This window comes from Streptomyces termitum (assembly GCF_014650175.1).
Taxonomy (GTDB): Bacteria; Actinomycetota; Actinomycetes; order Streptomycetales; family Streptomycetaceae; genus Streptomyces; species Streptomyces termitum.
In genome coordinates this window covers 1-22,499 of sequence record NZ_BMUL01000013.1, presented here as the reverse complement: position 1 = coordinate 22,499, position 22,499 = coordinate 1, and the positions used below count along the sequence as shown (strand labels likewise).

The window sequence follows — 22,499 nt, the reverse complement described above, 5'->3', positions numbered from 1 at the left end:
GGACTTCCGTTACCGGTTATTAAGCTATGCAGGTATCGCGGTGGCGGCAACGGCCTCCCGATAAAGCTCCGTTACCTCTCCGAGCAGCCCGGAGACGATGTCCGCGAGCAGTTCGCCGCCGCGCCGGGTCAGCACCGAGGCCGGGTGGAACTGGACGGAGGCGAAGCCGGGGCCGCGCAGCGCGTGCACCTCGCCGGTGGCCTCGCGGAAGACGCGGACGGCCCCCGGGCGGGCCGGGCAGTCGATCAGGTCGCTCCCGGAGCGGGCGGCGAAGGTGTTGTAGAAGCCGACGGGTTCGCGGCGGCCGAAGCAGTCGACGGTGCGCCGGACGCCCTGGGTGGGCAGCGCGTGGCGCACCAGCGGGAGGCCGAGCAGGGTGCTCAGGACCTGGTGGCCGAGGCAGACGGAGAAGAAGGGGATGCCGCGCCGCAGCAGTTCGGCGGTCACCTCGCGCATCCGGGCGATCTTGGGGTCGAGGGCGTCGCGCGGGTCGCCGGGGCCGGGGCCGACGATGACGAGGTCGTGCGCGTCCAGCCGGAAGTCCTCGTCGAATCGTTTCACCACGATCCGCAGGCCCTGCGCCTCCAGCAGGTGGCGGGCCATCGCCGTGAAGGTGTCCTCCGCGTCGATCACCAGCACCCGCCGGCCGGCCAGCGCCGGCACCGGGCGGCCCCGCTCCTCGGGCGGCCGGAACCAGAAGTCGGCCAGCGGCTCGTTGCGCGCGGCCAGCGCCCGCAGCACCTCGGGCCGGTCCGCCAGCCGGGCCACCGGGACCGGTCCGGCCGTCTCCCCCGCCGGGGAGCGCAGCGCCTCGATCAGCCCGGCCGCCTTGGCCCGGGTCTCGGCCGCCTCGCCCGCCGGGTCGGAGTCGCGCACCAGGGTCGCGCCGACCGGGATGCGGACCCGTCCGCCGGGCGAGATCTCGGCCGTACGGATGAGGATGGCGGAGTCCAGGCGGCGGGCGCCGTCCTCGTCCCGCCCGATCAGCGCGGCGACCCCGGCGTAGTGGCCGCGGCCCTCGGGCTCGTGCCGGCTGATGACCTCGCAGGCGCTCTCCAGCGGGCCGCCGGTGACGGTGGGCGCGAAGAGGGTCTCCCGCAGGATGTCCCGGACGTCCAGGGAGCTGTGGCCCTCGATGTGGTATTCGGTGTGGGCGAGGCGGGCCATCTGCTTGAGGGTGGGGCCGGTGACCCGGCCGCCCCGGTCGCAGACCCGGCCCATCATCTTGAGCTCCTCGTCGAGGACCATGTACAGCTCGTTGGCCTCCTTGGGGTCGGCGAGGAAGGCGAGCACCCCGTCCGGATCGGGTCCGCCGGCCGGGTAGCGGTACGTGCCGCTGATCGGGTTCATGACGACCCGGCCCGCGTCCAGGCTGATGTGCCGCTCCGGGGAGGCGCCGACGAAGGTGCGGCCGCCGGTGTGGACGACGAAGGTCCAGTAGCCGCCGGGGTCGCGGCCGGCGAGCCGGCGGAAGAAGGACAGGGCGGTGGCGGCGGACCAGTCGTCGATCCGGGCGGTGAAGGAGCGCTTGATGACGAAGTTGGCCCCGGCGCCCCGGCCGATCTCCTCGGTGAGCACCCGCCGCACCCGGGCCGCGTACTCCTCGTCGTCGGCGTCGAAGCGCCCCTCGTCCATCCGGATCGGCAGGTCGGGCAGGGCGGCCAGCACCTCGCCGAGCGGCAGCACGGCCTGGTCCTCGACGGTGAGGGTGAGCAGCGGCGCCCCGTCGTCGGGGCAGGCGTAGCCGCGTTCGCGGATCTGCCGGTAGGGCAGCAGGGCGAGCACCTCGTGCCGGGCGCCGCCGCCGTCCCCGGTGCCGTCCCCTCCGCCGGACGGCAGCGGGATGTCGGCGATCAGCTCCCGCTCGGCGGCGGTGCCGACGATCAGGTCGATCCGGTCGGGCCCGGTGGCGCCGGGCCGGTGCAGCAGCGCGAAGGGCGGTGGGTCGGCGCCGAGGATCCGGTCGAGCAGCGGGTGGGGGCTCATCGCGCGCCTCCGTCCAGGGCGGCGAGCACGGCGCGGGTGGAGACGGTGACGGAGCAGCGGGTGGAGACGTACTCCAGGGTCTCGCGGTGCCGTTCGGCGGAGAAGTCGGCGACCGCGTCGCCCACCACGAAGGTCTGGATGTCGTGGGAGAAGCCCTCGTGGGCGGTCATCAGGATGCCGACGTGGGCGTACACCCCGCAGATGACGAGCTGGTCGCGGCCGGTGCGGCGGAGCAGGCCGAGCAGGTCGGTGCGGCAGAAGGCGCTGGGCCGCCACTTGGTGAAGACCTGGTCGCCGGGGGCCGGCGCGATCCGCTCGGGGATGGCCCGGTGGTCGGGGTCGGCGCTCATCCCGGCGCCCCAGAAGTCCTTGAGCAGGCCGCGCTGCCGGTCCGTCATGCCGCCGGGCTGGGCGGTGTAGACGACCGGGGCGCCCGCCTCGGCGAAGGCGGAGCGCAGTGCGGCGGTGTGGTCCATGAGGTCGGTCAGCGGCTGGCGGCCGGTGTCGGGGCCGCCGTGGCCGAAGGGGCTGAGGAAGTAGTTCTGGAGGTCGTGGACGAGGAGGACCGCGCGGGCGGGGTCCACGGTCCAGGGGGCCGTGTTGCGCGGCAGTTCGTCCTCGGCGGGCATCGGATAGGAGTCGATCAGCGGGATCGCCATGGTGGCTCCATTGACAAGAGGCGGAGGGAAGGGGGGTGCGGGGGAAGGCGGTTCAGACGCCGAGGGCGGCGCCGCCGTCCACGGTCAGGCCGTGCAGGGTGATGTGCGCGGCCCGGTCGGAGAGGAGGAAGAGGACGGCGTGCGCGATGTCCTCGGGCTGGGCGAGCCGGCCGAGCGGGATGCCGAGCCGGTACGTGGCGGGCGAGCCCTCCACGGAGGGGCGGGTGGCGTCGCCGTCGGCGTACATCGAGGTCAGCATGGGCGTCTCGGTGGAGCCGGGGGCGACCACGTTGCAGCGGATGCCGAACCGGGCCAGTTCGAGCCCGAGCGTCTTGGTGAAGCTGGTGGCGGCGGCCTTCGACGCGGCGTAGGCGGCCATGTTCCAGCGCGGGATGCCCGCCGCGTTCGAGGCGACGGTGACGATGGCGCCGGAGCGGCGCGGCACCATCCGGTTGGCGACGGCCCGGCTGACGTGGAAGACGCCGGTGGAGTTGACCGCGAAGGTGGTGTCCCAGTCCTCGTCGCTGAAGCCCGCGACCTCGCCGGTGCGCAGCACTCCGGCGGCGTTCACCAGGTGGTCGATGGGGCCGAGTTCGCGCTCGGTGCGGTCGACGGCGGCGTCGACCTCGCCGCTGGAGCGCACGTCCACGCCGAGGGCGAGGACCGCCGCGCCCTCGGTCCGCAGCTCCTTCGTGAGCGGTTCCAGGGCGGCCGGGTCGGCGTCCAGGAGCGCGACCCGGGTGCCGTCCGCGGCGAGGGCGCGCGCCACCGCCGCTCCTATGCCGCCGGCGGCACCGGTGACCAGGGCCGTCTTCGTGTTCATCGCCGTTCCTTCCGGTCGGAGGAGAGGAGGGTGCTGCGGGCCCGGTCGAGGCGGCGGGCCGCGAGGGCCTCGGTGCGCTGCCGCAGCCGGGCGTCGACCGCGTCGGCGTCCACGCCGAGGCAGCGGACGGTGAAGGAGCCGAGGGCCTCCAGGTATTCGGCCTCCAGGGCCTCTTCGTCGAGGTGGGCGGCCCGGCCGTCGTCGATGAGGACCCGCCCCGCGACGACGACGGTCTCCACGTCCATGGAGCCGCCGAGGGCGAGGAAGCCCTCCAGCGGGCGGGGGTTGAGCAGGTAGCGCCAGTCGTCGGCCCGGACCAGCAGCAGGTCGCCCTGCTTGCCCGGCTCCAGGCTGCCGATCCGGTCGCCCTGGCCGAGGCCGCGGGCGGGGATGCGGGTCGCCATGGCGAGCGCGTCGGTGGGCAGCACCTCGGTGGGGTCGGCGTACATCTCGTTGTAGACCTGCCAGACGGCGCGCATCGCCTCGGCCATGCCGCCGATGGGCATGGCGGCGCCGTCGGTGGAGAGCGACACGTCGAGTCCGGCCCGGCGGAACTCGGGGAACAGCCGGGTCTCGGTGAGGGACGCCTCGCCCGCCGGGCCGTACTTGGCCGGCGAGTGGCTGATGTGGGCGCCGGCGCCGATCAGCAGGGCCCGCTCGCCGGGGTCGGCGAAGGCGCAGTGCACGGCCATGAACCGCTCGGAGAGCAGTCCGAGGTCGGCGAAGCGGCGGACCGGGGTCGAGCCGTGGTACGCGAGCATCACCTCGGCCTCGTTGCGCAGCGCGCCGACGTGCGCGGCGAAGGGGACATCGAAGCGGGCCACCAGTTCGGCGAATCCGGCGCCGAGTTCGTCGGTCATGTTGGTGCCGTAGACGGCGGTGGGCCAGGCCCGGACCAGCCCCTCGGGGTCGGCCTCGCAGTCGATCAGGAGCTTCTCGATCCGCTGGAGCTCGTCGTCCGCGTCCCGGGTGCGGCGGAAGCGGCTGTCGCCCGGCGCGCAGACGGCGTCGGAGGCCCAGGTGGAGACGGTGAGCCGCATGCCGAGTTCGCGGGCGGCGCGGGCGAGCGCCTCCGGCTTGTTGAGGGAGCCGACGTCGCCGAGCGCGGTGACGCCCGAGCGGAGCTGGGTCCACAGCGAGTAGCGGGCGATGGCGAGGGCCTCGTCGGGGGTGAGCCGGTCGACCTGGCCGTGGAAGGAGTCGAAGATCATGGAGATCTGCGGGACGTCGCCGCCCAGGGCCATGAAGACCGGCTTGTCGTCCCGGTCGGAGGGGTCGCGCAGGGCTCCCTTGAAGGGGAAGCGCATCGCGAACATCTCGTGCCAGTGCGGGTTGACGAAGCCGGGCAGGATCATCCGGCCCCGGGCGTCGATGGTCCGCAGTCCGGCGCGCCGTCCCGGCTCGATGCCGGCCTCGACCTCGGCGGTCGGCCCGACGGCCGCGACCACGCCGTCCCGGACGAGGACGGCCCCGTCGGGGACGACCCGCTCGGTGGCGTCGGCGGGGTAGAGGCAGCCGCCCTTGACCAGCAGCTCGTCCATCAGGCCACCTCCCCGGTCCGGGCGTGCCAGGCAAGGGTGAGGTGGCGGTGCCAGTCGTCGAGGGTGGGCGCGGCGGCGAGTTCGGCGAAGTCGGCGGGCAGTCCCTGCCGGCGCCAGCGGGTGACCAGGCGCATCATCTCCAGCGAGCCGAGGCCCAGGTGGACGAGGTGCGCGTCAGCCGGAAGCGCATCGGGGAGGGCGCCGAGGACGGCGGCCACCTCCTGCCGGAGTTCGGCGGCGGAGAGCGGCGCGGTGCGCGGTGCGGTACGGGCGGCACGTGTGGCGGCCATGGCGGTTCACCTCTGCGGTGAGAAGGGGAGGGGGGCGGACAGGGCGGGGACGGGCGGGGCGTCGGGGCTCTCGGCCGGCTTCCAGTCGCGCGGCAGCGCGGGGTCGGCCGCGGCGGCGGCGAGGACCTTCTTGTCGATCTTTCCGAGCGGGGTGAGCGGCAGGTCGGTGACGAACTCGGCCCGGTCGGGCAGCTTGTAGTCGGCGAGCCCCCGGGCGTGCAGCGCCGCCTTGAGCTCGGCCAGCGCGGGCGGGGCGGCCGAAGACGCCGGGGATACGGGCTCCGCGCCCGTGGCGGCCTCCGCTCCGGCACCGGCCTCCGCTCCCGTGCCGGGTTCCTCGCGGTCGGCGCGGGCGACGAGGAAGGCGTAGATCCGCTCGCCGAGGAACTCGTCCGGGACCGGCACCACGGCCGCCGCGGCGATCCCCGGGCAGGCGAGCAGGTGTGCCTCCACCTCGCCGGCCGCGATCTTGTCGCCGCCGCGGATGACGACGTCCTTGAGCCGTCCCCGGACCACCAGCCGGCCGTCCTCGGTGAGGCTCGCCAGGTCGCCGGTGCGGTAGAAGCCGTCCTCGGTGAAGGCGCGGGCGTTGTGCTCGGGGGCCCGGTAGTAGCCGCGCAGGGTGTACGGCCCCCGGGTGAGGAGTTCTCCGGTGGTCCCGGCGGGCACCTCGTCGCCGCGCTCGTCGACGATCCTGACCTCGTCGGCGGGCGAGACGGGCCGGCCCTGGGTGTGCAGGACGCTGTCGGGGCCGTCCTCGGGGCGGGACATGGTGAGGAGTCCCTCGGCCATGCCGAAGACCTGCTGGAGCCGGCAGCCGAGTTCGGGTCCGACGCGGGCGGCCAGTTCGGGTTCGAGGCGGGCGCCGCCGATCTGGAGGGTGCGGAGGCTGGACAGGTCGGCGTCGGACCACTCGCGCTCGTCGAGCCAGAGCCGGGCGACGGTGGGGACGACGGAGGTGAGGGTGACGCGCTCCCGCTCGATCAGCCGGAAGCAGTCGTCGGCGGTGGGGTCGGGGGCGAGGACGACGGTCCCGCCCGTGGAGAGGGTGCCGACGACGCCGGGGCAGCCCCAGGTGAAGTTGAACTCGACGGGCAGCGCGGCCAGGTAGACGTCGTCGGGGGTCAGGCCGGAGAGGGCGGCGACGGTGCGGGTCTGGTAGGCGTAGTCGTCGTGGGTGCGCGGGATCAGCTTGGGCAGGGCGGTGGTGCCGCCGGAGAGCAGGAAGAAGGCGGTGTCGGCGGGGTCGTTGGCGGGCAGGTCGACCGGGTCGGCGTCGACGGACTCCAGCGGGACGACCGCGCCGGAGGCGGTGGCTCCCTGGGCGTAGATCCTGCGCAGGGCGGGGAGTTCGGCGGCCATCTCCAGGGCGAGGGCGGTGTGGTCGAAGCCGCGGAAGACGCCGGGGACGACGTAGCCGGAGGCGCCGGACAGCGCGCACAGGTGGCGGATCTCGTTGGCCCGGTGCGAGGTGAGGGAGAAGACGGGCTTGGCGCCGGCCCGGAAGAGGGCGAAGGCGACCTCGACGAACTCGGGGACGTTGGGGAGCTGGAGGACGATCCGGTCGCCGGGCAGCACGCCCTCGCGGACGAAGCCGGCGGCCCTGCGGTCCACGCGGTCGGCGAACTCGGCGTAGGAGATCCGCCGTTCGCCCGCGACCAGGGCGGTGGCGGTGCCGTACCGGGCGGCCCAGGCGCGCGGCAGCGAGCCGAGGTCGGTGCCGTTCCACACCCCTTGCGCGCGGTAGCGCGCGGCCGTCTCGGCCGGCCAGGGGGTGCATCCTTCGAGCATCACAGGTCTTCCTCCTGTCGTGCGGTGGCGGGCTGGTAGGGCGCGGTGATCTCGACGACGGCGCAGGCGACCTCCATGCCGGGGCCGGCCGCGAGCAGCAGCACGCGGTCGCCGGGGACGACCTCGCCCCGGGTCCAGAGCCGTTCGAGGCCGAGGAAGGGGTCGGCGGCGCCGACGTGCCCGATGTGCCGGGTGAAGTCCCAGGTGCCGTCGGCCGCTTCGACGTCGAGCGGGTCGAGGTAGATGGTGTGGAGGGCGCCCTCGGAGTAGCCGGTGTGGCAGATGCGGGCGATCTTCTCCAGTCCGGTGCCGGCCTCCTCCAGGGCCCGGTCGACGGCGGCGGCGACCACGTCGCCGAGGTGGGTGCGCGGCGGTGCGGCGCCCTCGGCCCACCGGCGGCGCCAGTGGTCGCTGCGCTCCTCGAAGTTGAGGGAGCGGCCGACGGTGATCCCCGGCGGGAAGAGTTCCTCGCCGCCCCGGTGCAGCTCCTCCATGGCGGGGGCGGAGACGGAGCCGACCGACAGCAGCCGGGCGAAGCCGCCGCGCCGGGAGACCACCGCGGCGGCGGCGCCGTCGGCGAGGAGGAACAGCCGGGAGGCGTTCCAGCGGTCCACCACGGCCGGGGAGAAGTTGTCGGCGGCGGTGAGCAGGACGGCGTCCGCGGCGTCGTCGGCGGCGAGCCGGTGGACGGCCATCTCCAGGGCGGTGAGCATGCCCAGGCAGCCGGGGCCGATCTGGGCGGCGCCGACCGGCCGGTCGAGGGTGTGGCGCAGGACGTAGTGGGGCGCGGACCAGCCGTCGGGTCCCTGGTGGTAGGTGGCGCAGTGCAGCAGGGCGCCGTAGTCGTCGGCGGTGAGGCCGGTGCGGGCGGCCCGGCGCAGGGCGGTGGCGGCGGCCCGTACGGCCATGTCGGGGGCGGGCAGCGCGTCGGCGACGCGGACGGCGAGCATCCCGGAGGCCCTGCGGTCCGCCTCCCCGTAGCGGCCGTCGGCGACGGCGTCGGCGGTGGGCACCTCGGGGGGCAGCCAGCCGCCGATCCCGGCGAGGTGGACCTCGGCGGTCACCTTCATCGGGCGCCGCCCGCGCCTGCGGGCACGAGGAACCGGGCGACGCTGTCGAGCTTCTCGCAGGTCTCCTCGAACTCGCGCTCGGGGGTGGAGTGTCCGACGATGCCCGCGCCGGCCCGGAGCCAGGTGCGGCCGTCCTTGCGGTAGGCGCTGCGCAGCACGAGGGCGGCGTCCATGGAGCCGGTGTGGTCGACGGTGAGGACCGCGCCGCTGTAGAGGCCGCGGGACTCGGGCTCGTGGCGGCGTATGGAGTCGTACGCGGCGGACTTCGGCACGCCGGAGGCGGTGACGGCGGGGAAGACCGCGCCGAAGGCGTCCCACGCCTCGCGGCCCGGGGCGAGCCGGCCGGCCACCCGGGAGGCGAGGTGCTGCACGCTGCCGCGCTCGCGGATCGCCATGAACTCGGGGACCTCGACGGAGCCCGCGACGCAGACGTCGACCAGCTCGTCGGCGCCGACCTTGACGGAGATGGCGTGCTCGTAGACCTCCTTGGGGGAGCCGAAGAGGTCGGCGCGCAGGCCCTCGTCGGTGAGCAGGTCGCCGGTGAGGGCGCGGGTGCCGGCCAGCGGCTGGCTGACGACCCGGCCGTCCTCGGAGACCTGGACGACGATCTCGGGGCTGAAGCCGATGGCCTCGGTGCCGCCGAGGTTGAGCATGAAGGAGCGGGCCGGGTTGTTGCCCCGGCGGCCGGCGACGTAGGTGCCGGTCAGGTCGACCTCCTCGTCGACCTCGACGACGCGGGACAGGATCACCTTGTGGAGCTCGCCGGCGTTGATCTCGGCGACGGCCCGGCGGACCGCCTCGCGGTACTGGGTGCCGCCGGTGGCGTGCACGTCCAGCGGCCGGGGCTGTCCGGCGGCGGCCGGGGCGGTGGTGGAGACGGTGGTGAGCAGGGCGTCGAGGGTGGCCTGGTCGGCGGCGCGCAGCAGGGCGTGGCCGGCCTCGAAGCGGACCTCGGCGCGCGGCACGATGAGGTGCATGAGGCGGCCGTCGCCGATGCCGTCGAGGTCGCCGTCCTTGGCGTAGGACAGCTCGAAGGCGGCCCAGCCGTAGGCCCGCCAGTAGGGCACGGCGACGGTGCCGAGCAGGTCCGAGACCAGCCGCAGCGGCTGCCCGTCCCAGGGGCGGAAGGCGTCCGCGCCGCCCTCCTGCGTCAGCCGGGCACCGGTGCGGTCGAGCGTCAGTTCGGCGCGCACGCCGCCCGCGTAGGACCAGCTGCCGCCGTTCTCGTAGACGACGTACGACTCGTGCAGACCGGAGTCCGCGAGGCGCGCCGCGACCAGCAGCGGGTCCTCGGTGAGCGGGAGCTGGGTCTCGAAGTAGTGGCGCGGGGCGATGGGGCTCATCGGGGTTCTCCTCCTCCAGGGCGGTTACCTTCAAAAACGATACGGAGGTAACACCGGTCGCCCCAGGGCCGATCGATTACGCCTCCTGATCGAAGTGCGAACATGCCGAAGGGCCGCCCGGAAGGCGGCCCTTGAGGTGGCGCTCGGAGTCGTACGGGAAGGCGTCGGGGGCCCTCAGGACCCGTCCTCCCCCAGGTGGTCGAGGACGGCCTCGGCGACGGCCGCCGCCTGGACGCGGATCTCCGGGACGGCGGTGGTCTCCCACAACTCGCCGCGCCGGGGCGCCCCGAGGGTCCACAGGGCGCGGGCGGCCCGCCCGTCCGCGCCGCGCAGCCGCCCGCCGTCGGTGGCCACGCCCATCCCGAGCGGGCCGGGGACGGCCTCGCCGTCCGCCAGCAGCCCCCGCCACAGCGGGTCGCGGCCCTCCGCCACCGGCGGGTGCGTCCCGGTGCAGTTCACCACCCACCCCACCGCCAGCTCCTCCGTGCCCCCGGCCGTCGCCAGCGCGGCGACGACACCCCCGTCCGCCCCCGGCCAAAACCCCTCGACCCGGCCGGCCCGCAGCCGCAGCCGCCGCGTCCGGCGCATCCGCGACACGGCCCGCGCGGTCACCGGCGGCATCCGGTGCCGGTGCACGTTCCACAGCGCGCTGTCCCGCTCCACGAACGCCGCCCGGTCCTCCTCCGACAGCGCCGCCCACAGCCGCGCGGTCAGCGGCCGCAGCCCGTCCACGGCGGGCCGCCAGTCGCCCTGCGCGCGCAGCACCCGCGCGACGTGCCGGCGGACGGCGGCCCGCAGCCCCGCCAGCGGCAGCCCGTCCAGCGGGTCCTCGCAGACCGCCGCCGGCCGGGGGTGCTCGGCGTGCGCCCGGGGCAGCCGGCCGCCCCGGGACACCGCGTGCACGGTCCGCCCGACCCGGTCAAGGCGCAGCGCCACGTCCACCGCGGTCAGCCCGCTCCCCACCAGCAGCACGTCCCCCCGCACCGCGTCCAGCGCCCCCGGCGCCCACGGGTCCACCACGAACCGCCCGCTCGCCCGCAGCCCCTCCGAGGCCCACCCCGGCACGGCCACCGGCCCCGCGCCGGTCGCCAGCACCACGCAGTCCGCGTCCAGCGTCCCGCCGTCGGCCAGCTCCACCCGCGCACCCGCGCCCGCGCCCCGCCACCGGCACCCGGCCACCCGGGTCCGCAGCCGCCGCACCCGGACGGTCCCGCGCGCGCCGATGATCGCCCGCCCGAGCGTGTCCGCGAGGTACGCCCCGTACCGCCGCCGCTCCACGAAGTCCGCGGCCGCCGCCTCCGGCACCCCGTGCCGGCACAGCCACCGCACGAAGTCCCCCGGCTCCTCGGCGCGGCAGCTCATGTTCCCGGCGGGCACGTTCAGCCGGTGCCGGGGATCGTCCGTCGCGTACGCCACCCCCCGCCCCGCCACGGCCCCCGGCTCCACCAGCACCAGGTCCAGCGCCCGCCCCCGCCGCACCGCCCCCTCGCAGATCCGCACCGCGACCATCGCCCCGGCCGCCCCGACCCCGACCACCACGACCGTCCGCCGCCGCCCCATGAAGCCCCCGTCCGTCCACGGCCCGCCACCCGGACCACCCGCCCCATCCTCCCGGACGTCCCCCGCCGCCGCGCCCGTCCGGCAACACGTCGGGCCCGGATAGGGTGTTGGCACAACGACGCCATGCCCGCCCAGGAGGTCACGAGTGGGGCCAGAACCCCCGGCGATTCGCGTACCGGTCGGGGAGGGGTCCGACCGGTGGACGAGCCGGACCGTCCGGCGGCGCGTCCTCCTGGTGGTCCACAACGTGACCTCGGCCGGCCGCCTGCTGGATCTGCTGCCGCTGTTCCACGACGACTTCCGCGTCCAGCTCCTGGTCTCCTCGACCGGCTCGTCCGCCTTCCAGGACGGCACCCGCGCCCTCTTCCACGACCTCCAGATTCCCGAACTCCCCTGGAAACAGGCCCTCTCGACCCCGGTGGACCTGGCGATCTCCGCCAGCTTCGGCGGCGAACTCCCCATGATTCAGGGGAAATTGACCGTACTCTCCCACGGCGTCGGATACACTAAGAAACTGGGCAAGCCGGGAGCCGGGAGCCGGGAGCCGGGAGCCGGGAGCCGGGAGCCGGGAGCCGGGAGCCGGGAGCCGGGAGCCGGGAGCCGGGAGCCGGGACGCCGACGTTCGGGCTGTCGCCCGACTGGCTCCTGTCCGGCGGGAAGCCGTTCGCCGACGGGCTCGTCCTCTCCCACCCCGAGCAGCGTGAACGCCTCGGCCGGGTCTGCCCGGAGGCGCTCCCCTCGGCCGTCCTCGCCGGAGACCCCTGCTTCGATCGCATGCTCGCCGCGCGCCCGTACCGGGACAGGTTCCGGCGCGCGCTGGGCGTGCGCCGGGGGCAGCGGCTCGTCGTCCTGAACTCCACCTGGAACCCCGAGGGCCTGTTCGGCAGCGGCGGCGGGGACCTCCTGCCCGGCCTCCTCCCCCGGCTCGCCGCCGAACTGCCCGCCGACGACTACCGCCTGGCCGCCGTCCTCCATCCGAACATCTGGTACGGGCACGGCCCCGGCCAGGTCCGCGCCTGGCTGGACCGGGCCCGGCGCGACGGACTGGCCCTGATCGACCCCGTCCACGCGTGGCGGCAGGCCCTCCTCGCCGCCGACCTCGTCCTCGGCGACTTCGGCGCGGTCTCCTACTACGCCGCCGCCCTCGGCACACCGGTCCTGCTGGCCGCCGACGGGGCCGGGGTGCTCGACGACGAGGCGCCGCTCGCCCGGTTCGTCCGGCACGCGCCCCGCCTCGACCCGCACGGCCCGCTGCTGCCCCAGGTGGAGCGGGGCATCGCCGCCCACCGGCCGGACCCCGCCCACGCCGGGTTCGTCACCTCGGATCCCGGCCGGTCGGCCGCGCTGCTGCGGCGGCACTTCTACGCCCTGATGGACCTGCCCGAACCGCCCGGCCCCGCCTCCCTGGAGCCGCTCCCGCTCCCCCCGTACGCCCCGGGGAGGACGACGGCGCCCCTCTTCGTGCGGACCCGCGCGGAGGGGGCGGAGCTCGTGGTCGAGCGGTCCGCCGGGCATCCGCCCGGGGCCGCGGGCGACGCGCACCTCGCCGTCCACGAGGAGACCCGGCACCCCGGCGACCTCGACACGGCGGACGTGATCACCCGGGACGGCCCGGCCGACGACCCCCGCCTCGGCGGGCCCGGCGCGTGGACCGCCGAGGTGCTGCGCCTGCACCCGCACTGCGCGACGGCCGTGTACGTGACGGACCCGGACGGCTGCTTCGTCCGCAGCCGGACGCACGGCGCGTTCCGGCTCGCGGCCGGGCCGGGGGCGGACGCCGACCCGGCCGCGTACGCCTCCGCCCTGCACGCGTGGCTGGCGTACGGCGGGACGGTCCCCGCCCGGGGCACCGTCCTGCGGATGCGCACGGCCGGCACCACGCACCCGTTCCGGGCCGTCCCGGCCGACTGACTCCGGTCGACCGGGTCCCTCCCGACCGGGCCCCCAGCCGCCTAGGCCCTGTCCGCCGCGCACCGACGCCGCAGACCGGCGAGGTAGGCGCGGTGCGGGGCGGCGGAGGCGGGCAGCAGCGGCTCCGCCTCGGCGATCCGGTCCAGGGCCGCCGCGTCGTCCCCGGCCTCGTGCAGGGTCTCGGCCAGGTCGGTGAGGGCACGGGCCCGGTTGTACGCCTCCGGGGGCGCCCCGGTGCGGCCGGCGAAGAAGTCCACCGCGCGCTCCAGGAACCGGCGGGACTCGTCCAGCCGGCCCGTGCCGCGCAGGGCCCGCCCCTTGTGGCGCTCGATCAGCGCGAGGGCCCTCGGCAGGTCCGCCGCGCCCTCCTCGCCGGGCCCGATCCGCCGGTAGACGGCCTCCGCCTCGGCGAACCGCGCGTACGCCTCCTCGTACTCCCACCGGTTCAGGCTCAACAGGCCCAGCAGTTCGACCGCCGACGCCTCGCCCCGGAGGTGGCCGGCCGCCCGCTCGTACGTGACGGCCGCGCGGGCCGCCCGCGCGGCCCGCTCCCACCGGCCCGTCTCGCCCAGGCAGTGGGCCAGCTGGAAGTGCAGGGCCGCCGCCGTCCGCTCGTCCGCCCGCCGCTCCTCCGCGCACCGCGCCGCGTCCCGCAGCGCCGGAAGCACCTCGTCCCAGTGGCCCGCCTTCAGCTGGAGCGGCCACAGCGCGCGGGCCAGCCACAGCGCGGTGTCGATCCGCCCGTGCTCCTCGGCCACGACGACCCCCCGGGCCGCGTTGGCGACCTCGGCGGCCAGCACCGCGAGCCCGTCGGGAACGGCCCCGGAGGCTTCCTGGTGCTCCGCCGGCACCTCGGTCCGCCAGCTCTCCGGCAGGGCCGCGCGGGACGCGGGCAGCACGAGCGCGAGCAGCGCGTCGAGGACCCGGGCCACCGCGTCCGCGCACGCCGCGACCCCATACGCGGCGGTGGCCGTCTCGGCGAGCTGCCGCCGGACCTCGGGCCGGAAGCGGTACCGCAGATCGGGCAGCGGCTCCAGCAGGCCGACCTCCACCGCCTCGTCGAGCAGCCGGGCCGCCGTCGCCGCGTCGACACCCGCGGCGGCCGCCGCGAGCCCCGCGCTGACGGAGGGCCAGCCGCCGAGCGCCGTCAGCCGGCACAGGCGCAGCGCCTCCGGGCCGAGCCGGAGCGACGCCGCGTGCGCGGCGGCCCGCACCGGATGCTCCGGCCGTCCCCCGGACACGGGTCCCGCCCCGGCCCGGGTCAGCAGCCGGGCCTCCGCGTGCAGGGCGAACGGATTGCCCCGGCAGCGTTCGAGCACGCCGGGCAGCTCCGCCTTCACCCGCGCCGCGTGCTCCGGCCCGGCGACCTTCCGCACCAGCCGCTTCGCGTGCCGGTCGGCCAGCGGCGGCACGGCCACCCGCTCGGCCTCCAGCAGCGGCGGCGGCCCGGACACGACCACCACCAGCAGCACGTCGGGCGTCGACGGCACCAGGGCCCGGATCTGCGCCGCCGAGGTGACGTGGTCGATCACCACCAGCACCTTCCGCCCCGAGGTGAACCGCCGGTACAGCCGCTCGCGGCCCGCCTCCGTGGCCGGCACCAGATCGGGGTCCACGTCCATCTCGCGCAGCAGCCGCAGCAGGACGCCCGCCGAGTCAGGACCGGTCCCCCCGGCCGCGCCGCGCAGATCGACGTAGTGCTGCCCGTCGGGGAACCGGTCCCGGGTCTCCGCGCCCAGCCGCAGCGCCACCGAGGTGGAACCGCTGCCCGCCGGGCCCGACAGCAGGACCGTCCGGGGCCGCCCCTCCCAGGGCCGGTCGGCCTCCCGCACCAGCTGCTTGAGCACCTTCTCCTGGTTCGTGAACGCCCACGGCGCCGGGGGCATCACCCCGTGGGACGGCTCGGCCTCCGCGTACGGGGAGTCCTCCAGGAGCCGCGCCCACTCGCCGGCCCGCCGGGCGTCGCCGCCCAGCTCCGCGTGGACGCGCCCCGCCAGCTCCCGGCGCTCCTCCGCGCCGTCCGGCAGCGGGGTCTCCCGCCCGAGGGTGCGCCGCACCAGGGCGCCCGCCGACAGGGTCAGGTTCTTGCCGATCTCCCCGGCGGCCCCGTTCCCCACCCCCAGCAGGAACGTGGTCAGCGCACTGAGCGCCACGACCTCCAACACGTCGGCCCCTCCCCCTGCTCACCGGCCCGGTTCCTGCCGGACTGTATCGCCGTGCCTCCAGATCATGGAAACACCCGCGCCCCGGCAACTCCCCTGCGTGACCGGATACATGTGGCACCGAGGCGCATTCGATTCGAAAAGGCGAGCGGTACGCCATCGCCCGCGCCGACTCTGTCACCTCACTCGACCCACCCGAGCCGACCGCCTGCCCCGAGCCTCCAGGTCCCGGACGGACCCGTCAGAGGTCTCCCCCGCCCCCCGCCTCCCCCAGCACCGAGCGGGCCGTGGCGAGGAACTCCCGTATGCTCGGCCGCTGTTCCGTCCCGTGCCGCCAGGTCATCGTGAGTCCGGTCCGTGCCGCGGCGCCCGTCAGGGGCACGGCGGCCACCTCGCCGCGCGCCGCGGGTCCGGACGCCGCGGTCTCGGGGAGCAGGGCGCAGCCCATGCCCGCCGCCGCGCACCGGCACAGCGCCGCCATGCTCGCGACCTGGGCATCGACGGTCGGCGCGGCCGCCCCCAGCGAGTCGATCAGGCCGTCGAGCATCTCCCGGAAGCCGCAGCCCGGGGGCGTGGCGAGGAAGGACTCCCCGCGCAGTTCGGGGCCGTCGATCCGCGCGTGCGCGGCGAGCCGGTGCCCGGGGGGCGTCACGACCACGAGCCGTTCGCGGGCCAGGGTCTCGCTCGCGAGGAGTCCGTCGCCGGGCGCCGTCCCGAAGGCGAGCGCCACGTCGATCCCGCCGCGCCGCACCTCGTCGTGGAGTTCGCCGCGCCCGCCCTCGCGCAGGGTGATCCGGACCTTCGGGAAGAGCCGCCGGTAGCGGGCGAGGACCGGCGGGAGCCGGTGCGCGCACAGGGTCTCCAGGCCGCCGACGGTCAGCGGCCCGCCGGGCTCCCGGGCGTCGTCCTCCACCGCGGCCAGCGCCTCGCGTTCGAGGAGGAGCATCCGGTCGGCGTACGCGACGAGGCGCTCCCCGGCCGGGGTGAGCGCCAGCCGCCGGTGGGCGCGGTCGAACAGCTTGACGGAGAGCCGGGCCTCCAGGGCCTGGATCTGCTCGGTGACGCTCGACTGCGCGTAGTTCAACTCGGCCGCGGCCCGGGTGAAGTTGAGCGTGCGCGCCACCGCGCTGAACGTCCGGAGATGGCGCAGTTCCACGGCTTCCGCCCTTCCGATCGGGCCCGCCGATCATCGTCATCGGGAGAGCCCGCTTCCCCCGCCGGCTCCCCGCCGCGAGGATTCCAGTCATCCCCGCTCCCCCACAACCGGCCCCGGCGACGTCCCGCGCCGCCGGTCGCCGACGCCCGCCCCCACCGCCCGCGCACTCCCCCGAGGAGCACCGCCATGCCCCGCCTCCCCCTCCTCCCGTCCCCCGCGACGGATACGCCACCCGCCCGCCCGAAAGGGCGCGGCACGCTGCTCCTGGGCCTGTCCCTCGGCTACTTCATGGTCCTGCTGGACACCACGGTCGTCACGGTGGCGCTGCCCGCCATCGGCGCGGACCTGTCGGGTTCGCTGGGCGGACTGCAATGGGTGTCGAACGGGTACACGCTCGCCTTCGCCGCCCTGCTCCTCACCGCCGGCGCCCTCGCCGACCGCTACGGCGGCCGGAGGGTCCTCCTGACCGGGCTGTGGCTGTTCGCCGTCCTCTCCGGGCTGTCGGCGGCGGCCGGTTCGATGGGCGCCCTGATCCTCCTGCGCGTCCTGCTCGGCGCGGCGGGCGCGCTGCTCCTGCCGGCGTCGCTGGCGATCGTCGCCCGCGTCCACACCGATCCGGCGGCCCGCGCACGGGCCATGGGCGCGTGGGCCGCGATCACCGGCACCGCGCTCGCGGCGGGCCCCCTGGCCGGCGGCGTGCTCACCGACGCGTTCGGCTGGCGGTCCGTCTTCCTGCTGAACGTCCCGGTCGCGCTCGCCGGCCTCGTCCTCACCACGCGGTACGCGCCGTCCGACCCGCCCGGCCCCGCCAAGGGCCTCGATCCGTTCGGGCAGTGCACCGCCGCCCTGGCCCTCACCGGGCTGACCTACGCCCTGGTCGAGAGCCGCCCCGAGGGCTGGTGGTCGCCCCCTGTCCTCGCCGGGGGCGCGGTGTTCGCGGCGGCGGGGGCGCTGTTCCTGTACGCGGAGCGCCGCCCCGAGTCGGAGGCGTACGCCCCCATGCTCCCGCTGTCCCTGTTCCGCGAACGGACCCTGTCCGCCGGGCTGGTGGCCGGGCTCCTGGCGAACTTCGGCCTCTCCGGCGTCCTGTTCGTCCTCTCCCTCTCCTTCCAGCAGGAGCGCGGTCACACGGCCTTCGCCACCGGTCTCGCCTTCCTGCCGCTCACCCTGCCGACGGCCTTCAACCCGCTCCTCACCGGCCGCCTGGTGGCCCGGACCGGCGCCCGGGGCCCCGCCGTCGCCGGCTTCCTGATGATGGGCGCGGGCACCCTCGTGCCGGCCTTCACCACCTCGCCGGTGCCGACGGGTGCGGGCCTGGCCCTCCTCGGCTTCGGCGTCTCCTTCGCCCTCCCCCCGCTGATGACCGCGGTCCTGGGCGCGGCCCCCGCACACCGGACCGGCACCGCCTCCGGCGCCCTGAACGCCTCCCGCCAGACCGGCGCCGCCCTGGGCGTGGCCGTCCTCGGCGCCCTCCCCACCCCCACCGCCCTCCTCACCGCCGCGCTCGCCCTCCTCACCGCGGCCGCCGTGGTGGCCACGTCCCTGGACCGCCCGGCGCGCGGGAAGCGGTGACCGGGCGGGCTCTCCGTACGGCCGGAAGCCTCGCTCGCGTCGTCGCGGCGGCTGCGGACGCACCGGTGCCCCGGCGGAATGGTCCGCCGGGGCACCGGTGTCCCTCGCGACTCAGCCGTCCGTCAGTCCCACCAGAAGGACCACACGTCGGACCGGACCTGTCGGTCGCCGAGCTCCACGACGTCCATCAGCTCGTCGGCGTAGGCGTAGTGCTCCACCGCCAGCCGGGCGGCCGGCAGGGGATCGACCGGCGGGCGGTCGACGAGGAGCTGGACCTCGGTCCCGTTGATGAAGAACACCTCGGCGCCGTACCGGTCGTACCAGTGGCGCAGGAAGGCGTGGTGGTCCCGGGGCGAGAGGTCCACGGCGGTCGGTGAGGCCGCGCTGTTGGTGTTGTGCAGGAGGCCGGGGACGAAGAGGGGCAGCTGGTACCCGCCCTCCGTCTCGGCCAGCAGCAGGGTGAGGCGGCCGCTCCACCGGCGGGTGAACGCCAGCGGGTCGCCCGGGAGGACTTCGCCCCAGGGGCCGCGCAGGTGGTGGACGAGCCGCTGCGGGTCCGTCACCTCCCGCTCCTCCTCCCGGTCGTGCTCGGGTGTCCCCGCGACGACCGCCTCGATGATCCGCCGCACGGTCGCGGCCACCCGGGCGCCGGTCCCGGCCGGCTCGGGGGCCGCCTCGGAGCCGGCGCCCTCCACCCGGAGCAGGTCGCCCAGCTTCTCGTGACCGGTCCAGGTGGTGACGACGGGCGTCCAGCCGGTGACCGGGCGCAGGGCGCGCCAGTACCGCCAGACGGCCTCCGCCTGGTGCGGCCGCACGGTGAAGCCGCTCAGGCGGGCGCCCCCGGGCAGGACCACGGAGGTCACGCCGACGGGGTCCGTCAGTCCGCTGGAGGCCATCCGGTCCTCGATGAACCGCACGACGGAATCGCTGCTCATGATGGTGCTCGTCCTCCTAGTCCTCGAACCGGCGCTCGACGGTGAACCACGGCTCGGTGTCCTCCCCGCCGAAGGCGCGGACCATGGTGAGATTGCTCGGGTTCTTCCAGACGTTGGTCTTGACGTTGTACAGCGCCTGCTCCCTGCTCACGTTGCTGATCTTGAGGTAGACGGCGTCGGCGCCCTGCTGGTCGGCCTTGTTCAGGCGGGTCTTGATGGCCCGCTCGCTGGTCGGGGCCTTGAACTCCGACCGTACGCCGTCGACCCAGGCGTCGAAGGCCTTGGCGTTCCTGCCGCCGCCGACACCCGTGTTCGAGCCCTGGGCCACGACCTCCTTGCCCTCGTAGGCGAGGCGGAGGGCGATCTCGAACTCGTCGTTGTTGAATCCCATCCGGACCCCGTCGACCTCCTCGGAGTCCCGGGACAGCCAGGATTCGTCGATGCGCTCCAGGAGCTTCTCGACCTGTCCTTCCATGCCGCCGTACTCCAGGCCGAAGAGGCTCACCCCGTCCCGGTTGGCCATGCGGTTGAACTGGCAGCCGGCCTTCTCGGGGCCGGGGGTCATCCTGCACGCCCGCTCGTTGGCGTCGTCGATCTTGTCGATCATCCGGCCCAGCCAGAACTTGCCGGCCATGATCTGCTTGACGCGGACCTCGCGCTGCTTCTTGGCCAGCGGCTTGCTCGTGTGGGTGCTGCGGAGCGTGCGGTCGGAGGAGCTGTTGTCCTTGGTCCGCTGGTTCGCCTGGGTCGAGGTGTCCTTCTTGATCTGCTCCCAGCTGCTGGTCGGTGCGGTGTCGGTGCCGCCGGTTCCCTCGACACAGGCCAGGGTGACGCACCAGGCGCCGTACAGGCCCGAGGGGTCGCTCTGGGTGACCGGGTTGTTGTTCCCGTAGGCGTACGCCTGCATCTGCTGGGCGTCCGCCGGGTTCATGATCGGGTCGACGGAGACGAAGCGCCCGATGGCGGGGTCGTACTCACGGGCGCCGAGGTGGGTCAGGCCCGTGTCGGCGTCCTTGGTGCCGCCGACGAAGCCCTTCTCCCCCAGCCAGCCCGTCGGCTGGGGCCCGCGCTCGTCACCGAAGATGCCGGTCTTGCGCCGGGTGACCGTCTGGGCGGCGTCGGCCGAGATCTGGGTGGTTCCGGTGCCGTGGCGGTCGCTGAACACGAAGGTCAGCTTGCCGCCGGTGCGCAGGGCGACGGTCTCGCCGCCCATCTTGTAGTAGCGGGTGCCGGTGACGGCGGTGCCGGCCTTGTTGAGCCTGACCTCGTTGCCGCCGGGCAGGTAGAGAGTGGTGCCGGTGGAGTCCTTGCGGATCAGGCGGCCGCCCTCGCTGTCGTACACGTACGAGCTGGTGTTCGCCCCCTGGGCGACCGAGGCGAGGTGGCCCTCGTCGTCGTACGTGAGGGTCTGCGGCGTGGCGGTACCGATCTGGCGGGTCCTGGTGTTGCCCGCCGCGTCGTAGGTGAAGACCGCCTCGTGCGGGCTGGTGCCGGTCTGGGTGACCTTGGGCAGGTTGTGCGTACCGGCGGCCGGGGCCGCGTAGGTGCGGACGGTGTCGGCGGTGGGACCGGAGGGCGTCTTGTGCCTGGTCTCGGTCTTCCGGTTGCCGACGGCGTCGTAGGTGTACGAGGTCCAGTACGCGTCCGGGCCGCCCACCACGGAGGCGGAGGGAGCCGCGGCACAGGTCGTGCCGGTGTTGGTCCACGCCTCGGTGATCCGGCGCAGGGCGTCCAGCGCGAAGCACTGGGTGTCCGTGGTCCGCCCCGCGTCCTGTCCGAACGCCGAGGCGATCGAGGTGACGTTGCCGACCGCGTCGTAGGAGTACTTCACGTCCTCCACGCGCTGCGGGGCCACTTCACGGTCCAGGTACGAGCGGCCCAGCAGGCCGGTGTGCTCGTCGTACTCCTTGCTCTCCCAGAGGTGCTGGGCGAAGGCGCCGTACTCCCTGCGGGTGTTGCGGCCGTAGTGGTCGTAGGTGTTCGCCGACACGATCGGGTCGGAGCCCGCGCCGACGGTGTTGAGCAGGCCGGAGCCCGCCTGGTAGGTGTTGGCGACCTTCTCCGCCGGCAGTCCGCCCACGGCGGGCTGCATGGTCCACATCACCTGGCCGGTGTTGAGGTTGTAGGAGTTGGTCCACTTGTAGGTGCCGGCCAGCAGGCCCTCGGCGGCCGGGATCGTCACCTGCTGCAGCACCGGCTGGTAGAAGCTGTTGTACGAGGTGATGGCCGTCTCGTACGGCTGGCCGTTCACCCAGCGCACGGACTTGCCGACCAGGCCCTTGCCGTTGGTGGCGGTGTCGTACGTCCACGTCGCGAGGAGGGTCGAGCCCTTCTTCACGGCCGTCTTGCGGCCCAGCTCGTCGTAGTCGGTGTGCAGGGTCACCAGGCGGGCGTCGGTGAGGTCCGTGAGCCGGTCGCCCTGGTCGTAGGTGTACTTCGACGTGCCCTTGTCCGGGTCGTCCACCTGGACCTGGCGTCCGCGGACGTCGTAGGTGAACTTCCAGACGGCCCCGGAGGGGTCCTCCACCTGGGACAGCCGGCCGCGCTTGTCGTAGCCGAACGAGGTCGCCTGCGAGGTGGTGCGGTCGGCGCTGGTGTACTGCCGCTGGGTCACCGGACGGCCCAGCGCGTCCTCGACCGTGGTGACGACGGTGCCGCCCTGCGGGGGGACGACCGTCTTGGTGTCACCGGTGTACGTGGTCGTGATCCGGGACACCTCGTCGCCGAACCGCTTGTTGACCACGGCCGTGACGCGGCCGGCGCCGTCGAACTCCGTGTCCGCCGAGGCCGGGTAGTTCAGGTCCTGCCCGGTGACCAGGACGGGCTCGGCGGCACCGGTCGCGAAGAACCTGCCCGAGCTGCGCCAGGCCTGGCCGCGCGTGTCGTAGAAGGTCTCGGTCACCAGACGCCCGGCACCGTCGGGCGACGGTTCCTGGGTCTGCCGCGTCCGCAGAAGGCCGTCCTGGAAGGTGTAGGCCGTGCGGTACGTGGAGTCGTGGGCCAGGGTCTTCGTCGTGGTGACGGCGGGGCCGTCCTTGCGGACCAGATAGTCGAAGGCGTAGTTGGGGGAATCGGGGTAGGTGGCGGCCGAGCGGGTCGGCAGCCACACCTTGGTGGTGCGGCCGAGCGGGTCGTACGCGGTGGTGGTGACCTTGCCGTTGGCGTCGGAGGTCTGCGTGGTCTGGCCGCGCAGGGGCTCGACGGTCGTGGTCACGGCCTGGCCGCGGGGGTTGGTCACCACCGAGCTGACCGGCACCTCGCCGGTGGCGGGGGTGTAGGAGGTCGTCGTGACCTTTCCATAGACATCGGCGGAGGCCAGCGTGCGTCCATAGACGTCCAGGCAGAGCTGCTTGGCGTCGGCGCCACAGGTGCTGGGCACGCTGGTGACGACGTCGTAGCCGTCGCCCTTGCCGTTGATCCGCTCGGTGCGGGTGACCATGGCCCGGGTGGGCGCGGCGCCGAAGGTGCCGCCGTCGTAGGAGGTGCGGGTGTCGTCGATGACGTCGGCGGGGCGGGAGACGGCGGCCCCGCAGGCGACGGCGACGGTCTCGACCCGGCTGACCGGGGTCAGGATGTTCGCCCCGGTGTTGCGGGCGTAGGTGGTGGTGACGCACTGTTCGTCGCCGGGCTTGGCGGTGTCGCCGGTGGAGGACTCCGTGGAGACCATCCCGTACGCGTCGAAACCGCGGCTCACCTCGGT

Annotated in this window: 15 protein-coding genes; 2 read left to right on the top strand and 13 right to left on the bottom strand. The window is 74.9% G+C overall.

Annotation, left to right across the window (positions count from 1 at the left end; translation table 11 throughout):
* Positions 1 to 24 precede the first annotated feature (24 nt).
* The 9 genes from IE219_RS23120 to IE219_RS32315 all read right to left on the bottom strand — a co-directional run bounded on the left by IE219_RS23120 (position 25) and on the right by IE219_RS32315 (position 11,063).
* Positions 25 to 1,986, bottom strand: a complete 1,962-nt coding sequence (locus IE219_RS23120; RefSeq protein WP_189980594.1) for an anthranilate synthase family protein — start codon at positions 1,984 to 1,986, stop codon at positions 25 to 27.
* Entirely contained in the window at positions 1,983 to 2,645 is a 663-nt protein-coding gene (locus IE219_RS23115; RefSeq protein ID WP_189980591.1) for an isochorismatase family protein, read from the bottom strand. Before IE219_RS23115 ends, IE219_RS23120 begins: the two co-directional genes overlap by 4 nt.
* A gap of 52 nt (positions 2,646 to 2,697) precedes the next feature.
* On the bottom strand, positions 2,698 to 3,468 hold the full coding sequence (locus IE219_RS23110; RefSeq protein WP_189980584.1) for a 2,3-dihydro-2,3-dihydroxybenzoate dehydrogenase: 771 nt from the start codon (positions 3,466 to 3,468) through the stop codon (positions 2,698 to 2,700).
* Complete coding sequence (locus IE219_RS23105) at positions 3,465 to 5,009, bottom strand: amidohydrolase family protein (RefSeq protein ID WP_189980582.1); 1,545 nt, start codon at positions 5,007 to 5,009, stop codon at positions 3,465 to 3,467. Before IE219_RS23105 ends, IE219_RS23110 begins: the two co-directional genes overlap by 4 nt.
* Entirely contained in the window at positions 5,009 to 5,299 is a 291-nt protein-coding gene (locus IE219_RS23100) for a phosphopantetheine-binding protein (RefSeq protein ID WP_189980572.1), read from the bottom strand. Before IE219_RS23100 ends, IE219_RS23105 begins: the two co-directional genes overlap by 1 nt.
* A 6-nt stretch (positions 5,300 to 5,305) precedes the next feature.
* Complete coding sequence (locus IE219_RS23095; RefSeq protein ID WP_229849956.1) at positions 5,306 to 7,090, bottom strand: (2,3-dihydroxybenzoyl)adenylate synthase; 1,785 nt, start codon at positions 7,088 to 7,090, stop codon at positions 5,306 to 5,308.
* Positions 7,090 to 8,160 (bottom strand): ketoacyl-ACP synthase III family protein, encoded by a 1,071-nt coding sequence (locus IE219_RS23090; RefSeq protein WP_189980568.1) that lies wholly within the window; start codon positions 8,158 to 8,160, stop codon positions 7,090 to 7,092. Before IE219_RS23090 ends, IE219_RS23095 begins: the two co-directional genes overlap by 1 nt.
* A complete protein-coding gene (locus IE219_RS23085) occupies positions 8,157 to 9,503 on the bottom strand; it encodes a salicylate synthase (protein ID WP_189980566.1) in 1,347 nt (448 codons plus the stop codon). Before IE219_RS23085 ends, IE219_RS23090 begins: the two co-directional genes overlap by 4 nt.
* Before the next feature lie 174 nt (positions 9,504 to 9,677).
* Positions 9,678 to 11,063, bottom strand: a complete 1,386-nt coding sequence (locus IE219_RS32315; protein WP_189980564.1) for an FAD/NAD(P)-binding protein — start codon at positions 11,061 to 11,063, stop codon at positions 9,678 to 9,680.
* 774 nt (positions 11,064 to 11,837) lie between these two features.
* Between IE219_RS32315 and IE219_RS23075 the strand changes: the two genes are divergently transcribed.
* Positions 11,838 to 12,974 (top strand): hypothetical protein, encoded by a 1,137-nt coding sequence (locus IE219_RS23075; protein ID WP_308434040.1) that lies wholly within the window; start codon positions 11,838 to 11,840, stop codon positions 12,972 to 12,974.
* Positions 12,975 to 13,015: 41 nt separating this feature from the next.
* Here IE219_RS23075 and IE219_RS23070 read toward each other — a convergent pair whose 3' ends face one another.
* Both IE219_RS23070 and IE219_RS23065 read right to left on the bottom strand, forming a co-directional pair.
* Positions 13,016 to 15,139 (bottom strand): tetratricopeptide repeat protein, encoded by a 2,124-nt coding sequence (locus tag IE219_RS23070; protein ID WP_189980562.1) that lies wholly within the window; start codon positions 15,137 to 15,139, stop codon positions 13,016 to 13,018.
* Between the two features lie 238 nt (positions 15,140 to 15,377).
* Positions 15,378 to 16,292 carry a LysR family transcriptional regulator gene (locus IE219_RS23065; protein ID WP_189980560.1) on the bottom strand — a complete coding sequence of 305 codons (915 nt, stop codon included), beginning with the start codon at positions 16,290 to 16,292 and terminating at the stop codon, positions 15,378 to 15,380.
* Between the two features lie 186 nt (positions 16,293 to 16,478).
* Here IE219_RS23065 and IE219_RS23060 point away from each other — a divergent pair, with 186 nt between their 5' ends.
* Positions 16,479 to 17,864, top strand: a complete 1,386-nt coding sequence (locus IE219_RS23060; protein WP_189980558.1) for an MFS transporter — start codon at positions 16,479 to 16,481, stop codon at positions 17,862 to 17,864.
* Between the two features lie 122 nt (positions 17,865 to 17,986).
* Here IE219_RS23060 and IE219_RS23055 read toward each other — a convergent pair whose 3' ends face one another.
* The gene (locus IE219_RS23055; protein ID WP_189980556.1) at positions 17,987 to 18,799 is read right to left on the bottom strand and encodes a DUF4253 domain-containing protein; all 813 of its coding nucleotides are present in this window, start codon (positions 18,797 to 18,799) and stop codon (positions 17,987 to 17,989) included.
* Between the two features lie 16 nt (positions 18,800 to 18,815).
* Positions 18,816 to 22,499 (bottom strand): RHS repeat-associated core domain-containing protein (locus IE219_RS32310; protein ID WP_189980554.1); only part of this gene is annotated, 3,684 nt, incomplete at its 5' end.

Excerpts from the sequence above, each read along its gene's own strand:
- IE219_RS23120 (WP_189980594.1), bottom strand. The coding sequence starts at position 1,986 with ATGAGCCCCCACCCGCTGCTCGACCGGATCCTCGGCGCCGACCCACCG.
- IE219_RS23115 (WP_189980591.1), bottom strand. The coding sequence starts at position 2,645 with ATGGCGATCCCGCTGATCGACTCCTATCCGATGCCCGCCGAGGACGAA.
- IE219_RS23110 (WP_189980584.1), bottom strand. The coding sequence starts at position 3,468 with ATGAACACGAAGACGGCCCTGGTCACCGGTGCCGCCGGCGGCATAGGA.
- IE219_RS23105 (WP_189980582.1), bottom strand. The coding sequence starts at position 5,009 with ATGGACGAGCTGCTGGTCAAGGGCGGCTGCCTCTACCCCGCCGACGCC.
- IE219_RS23100 (WP_189980572.1), bottom strand. The coding sequence starts at position 5,299 with ATGGCCGCCACACGTGCCGCCCGTACCGCACCGCGCACCGCGCCGCTC.
- IE219_RS23095 (WP_229849956.1), bottom strand. The coding sequence starts at position 7,090 with ATGCTCGAAGGATGCACCCCCTGGCCGGCCGAGACGGCCGCGCGCTAC.
- IE219_RS23090 (WP_189980568.1), bottom strand. The coding sequence starts at position 8,160 with ATGAAGGTGACCGCCGAGGTCCACCTCGCCGGGATCGGCGGCTGGCTG.
- IE219_RS23085 (WP_189980566.1), bottom strand. The coding sequence starts at position 9,503 with ATGAGCCCCATCGCCCCGCGCCACTACTTCGAGACCCAGCTCCCGCTC.
- IE219_RS32315 (WP_189980564.1), bottom strand. The coding sequence starts at position 11,063 with ATGGGGCGGCGGCGGACGGTCGTGGTGGTCGGGGTCGGGGCGGCCGGG.
- IE219_RS23075 (WP_308434040.1), top strand. The coding sequence starts at position 11,838 with ATGCTCGCCGCGCGCCCGTACCGGGACAGGTTCCGGCGCGCGCTGGGC.
- IE219_RS23060 (WP_189980558.1), top strand. The coding sequence starts at position 16,479 with ATGCCCCGCCTCCCCCTCCTCCCGTCCCCCGCGACGGATACGCCACCC.
- IE219_RS23055 (WP_189980556.1), bottom strand. The coding sequence starts at position 18,799 with ATGAGCAGCGATTCCGTCGTGCGGTTCATCGAGGACCGGATGGCCTCC.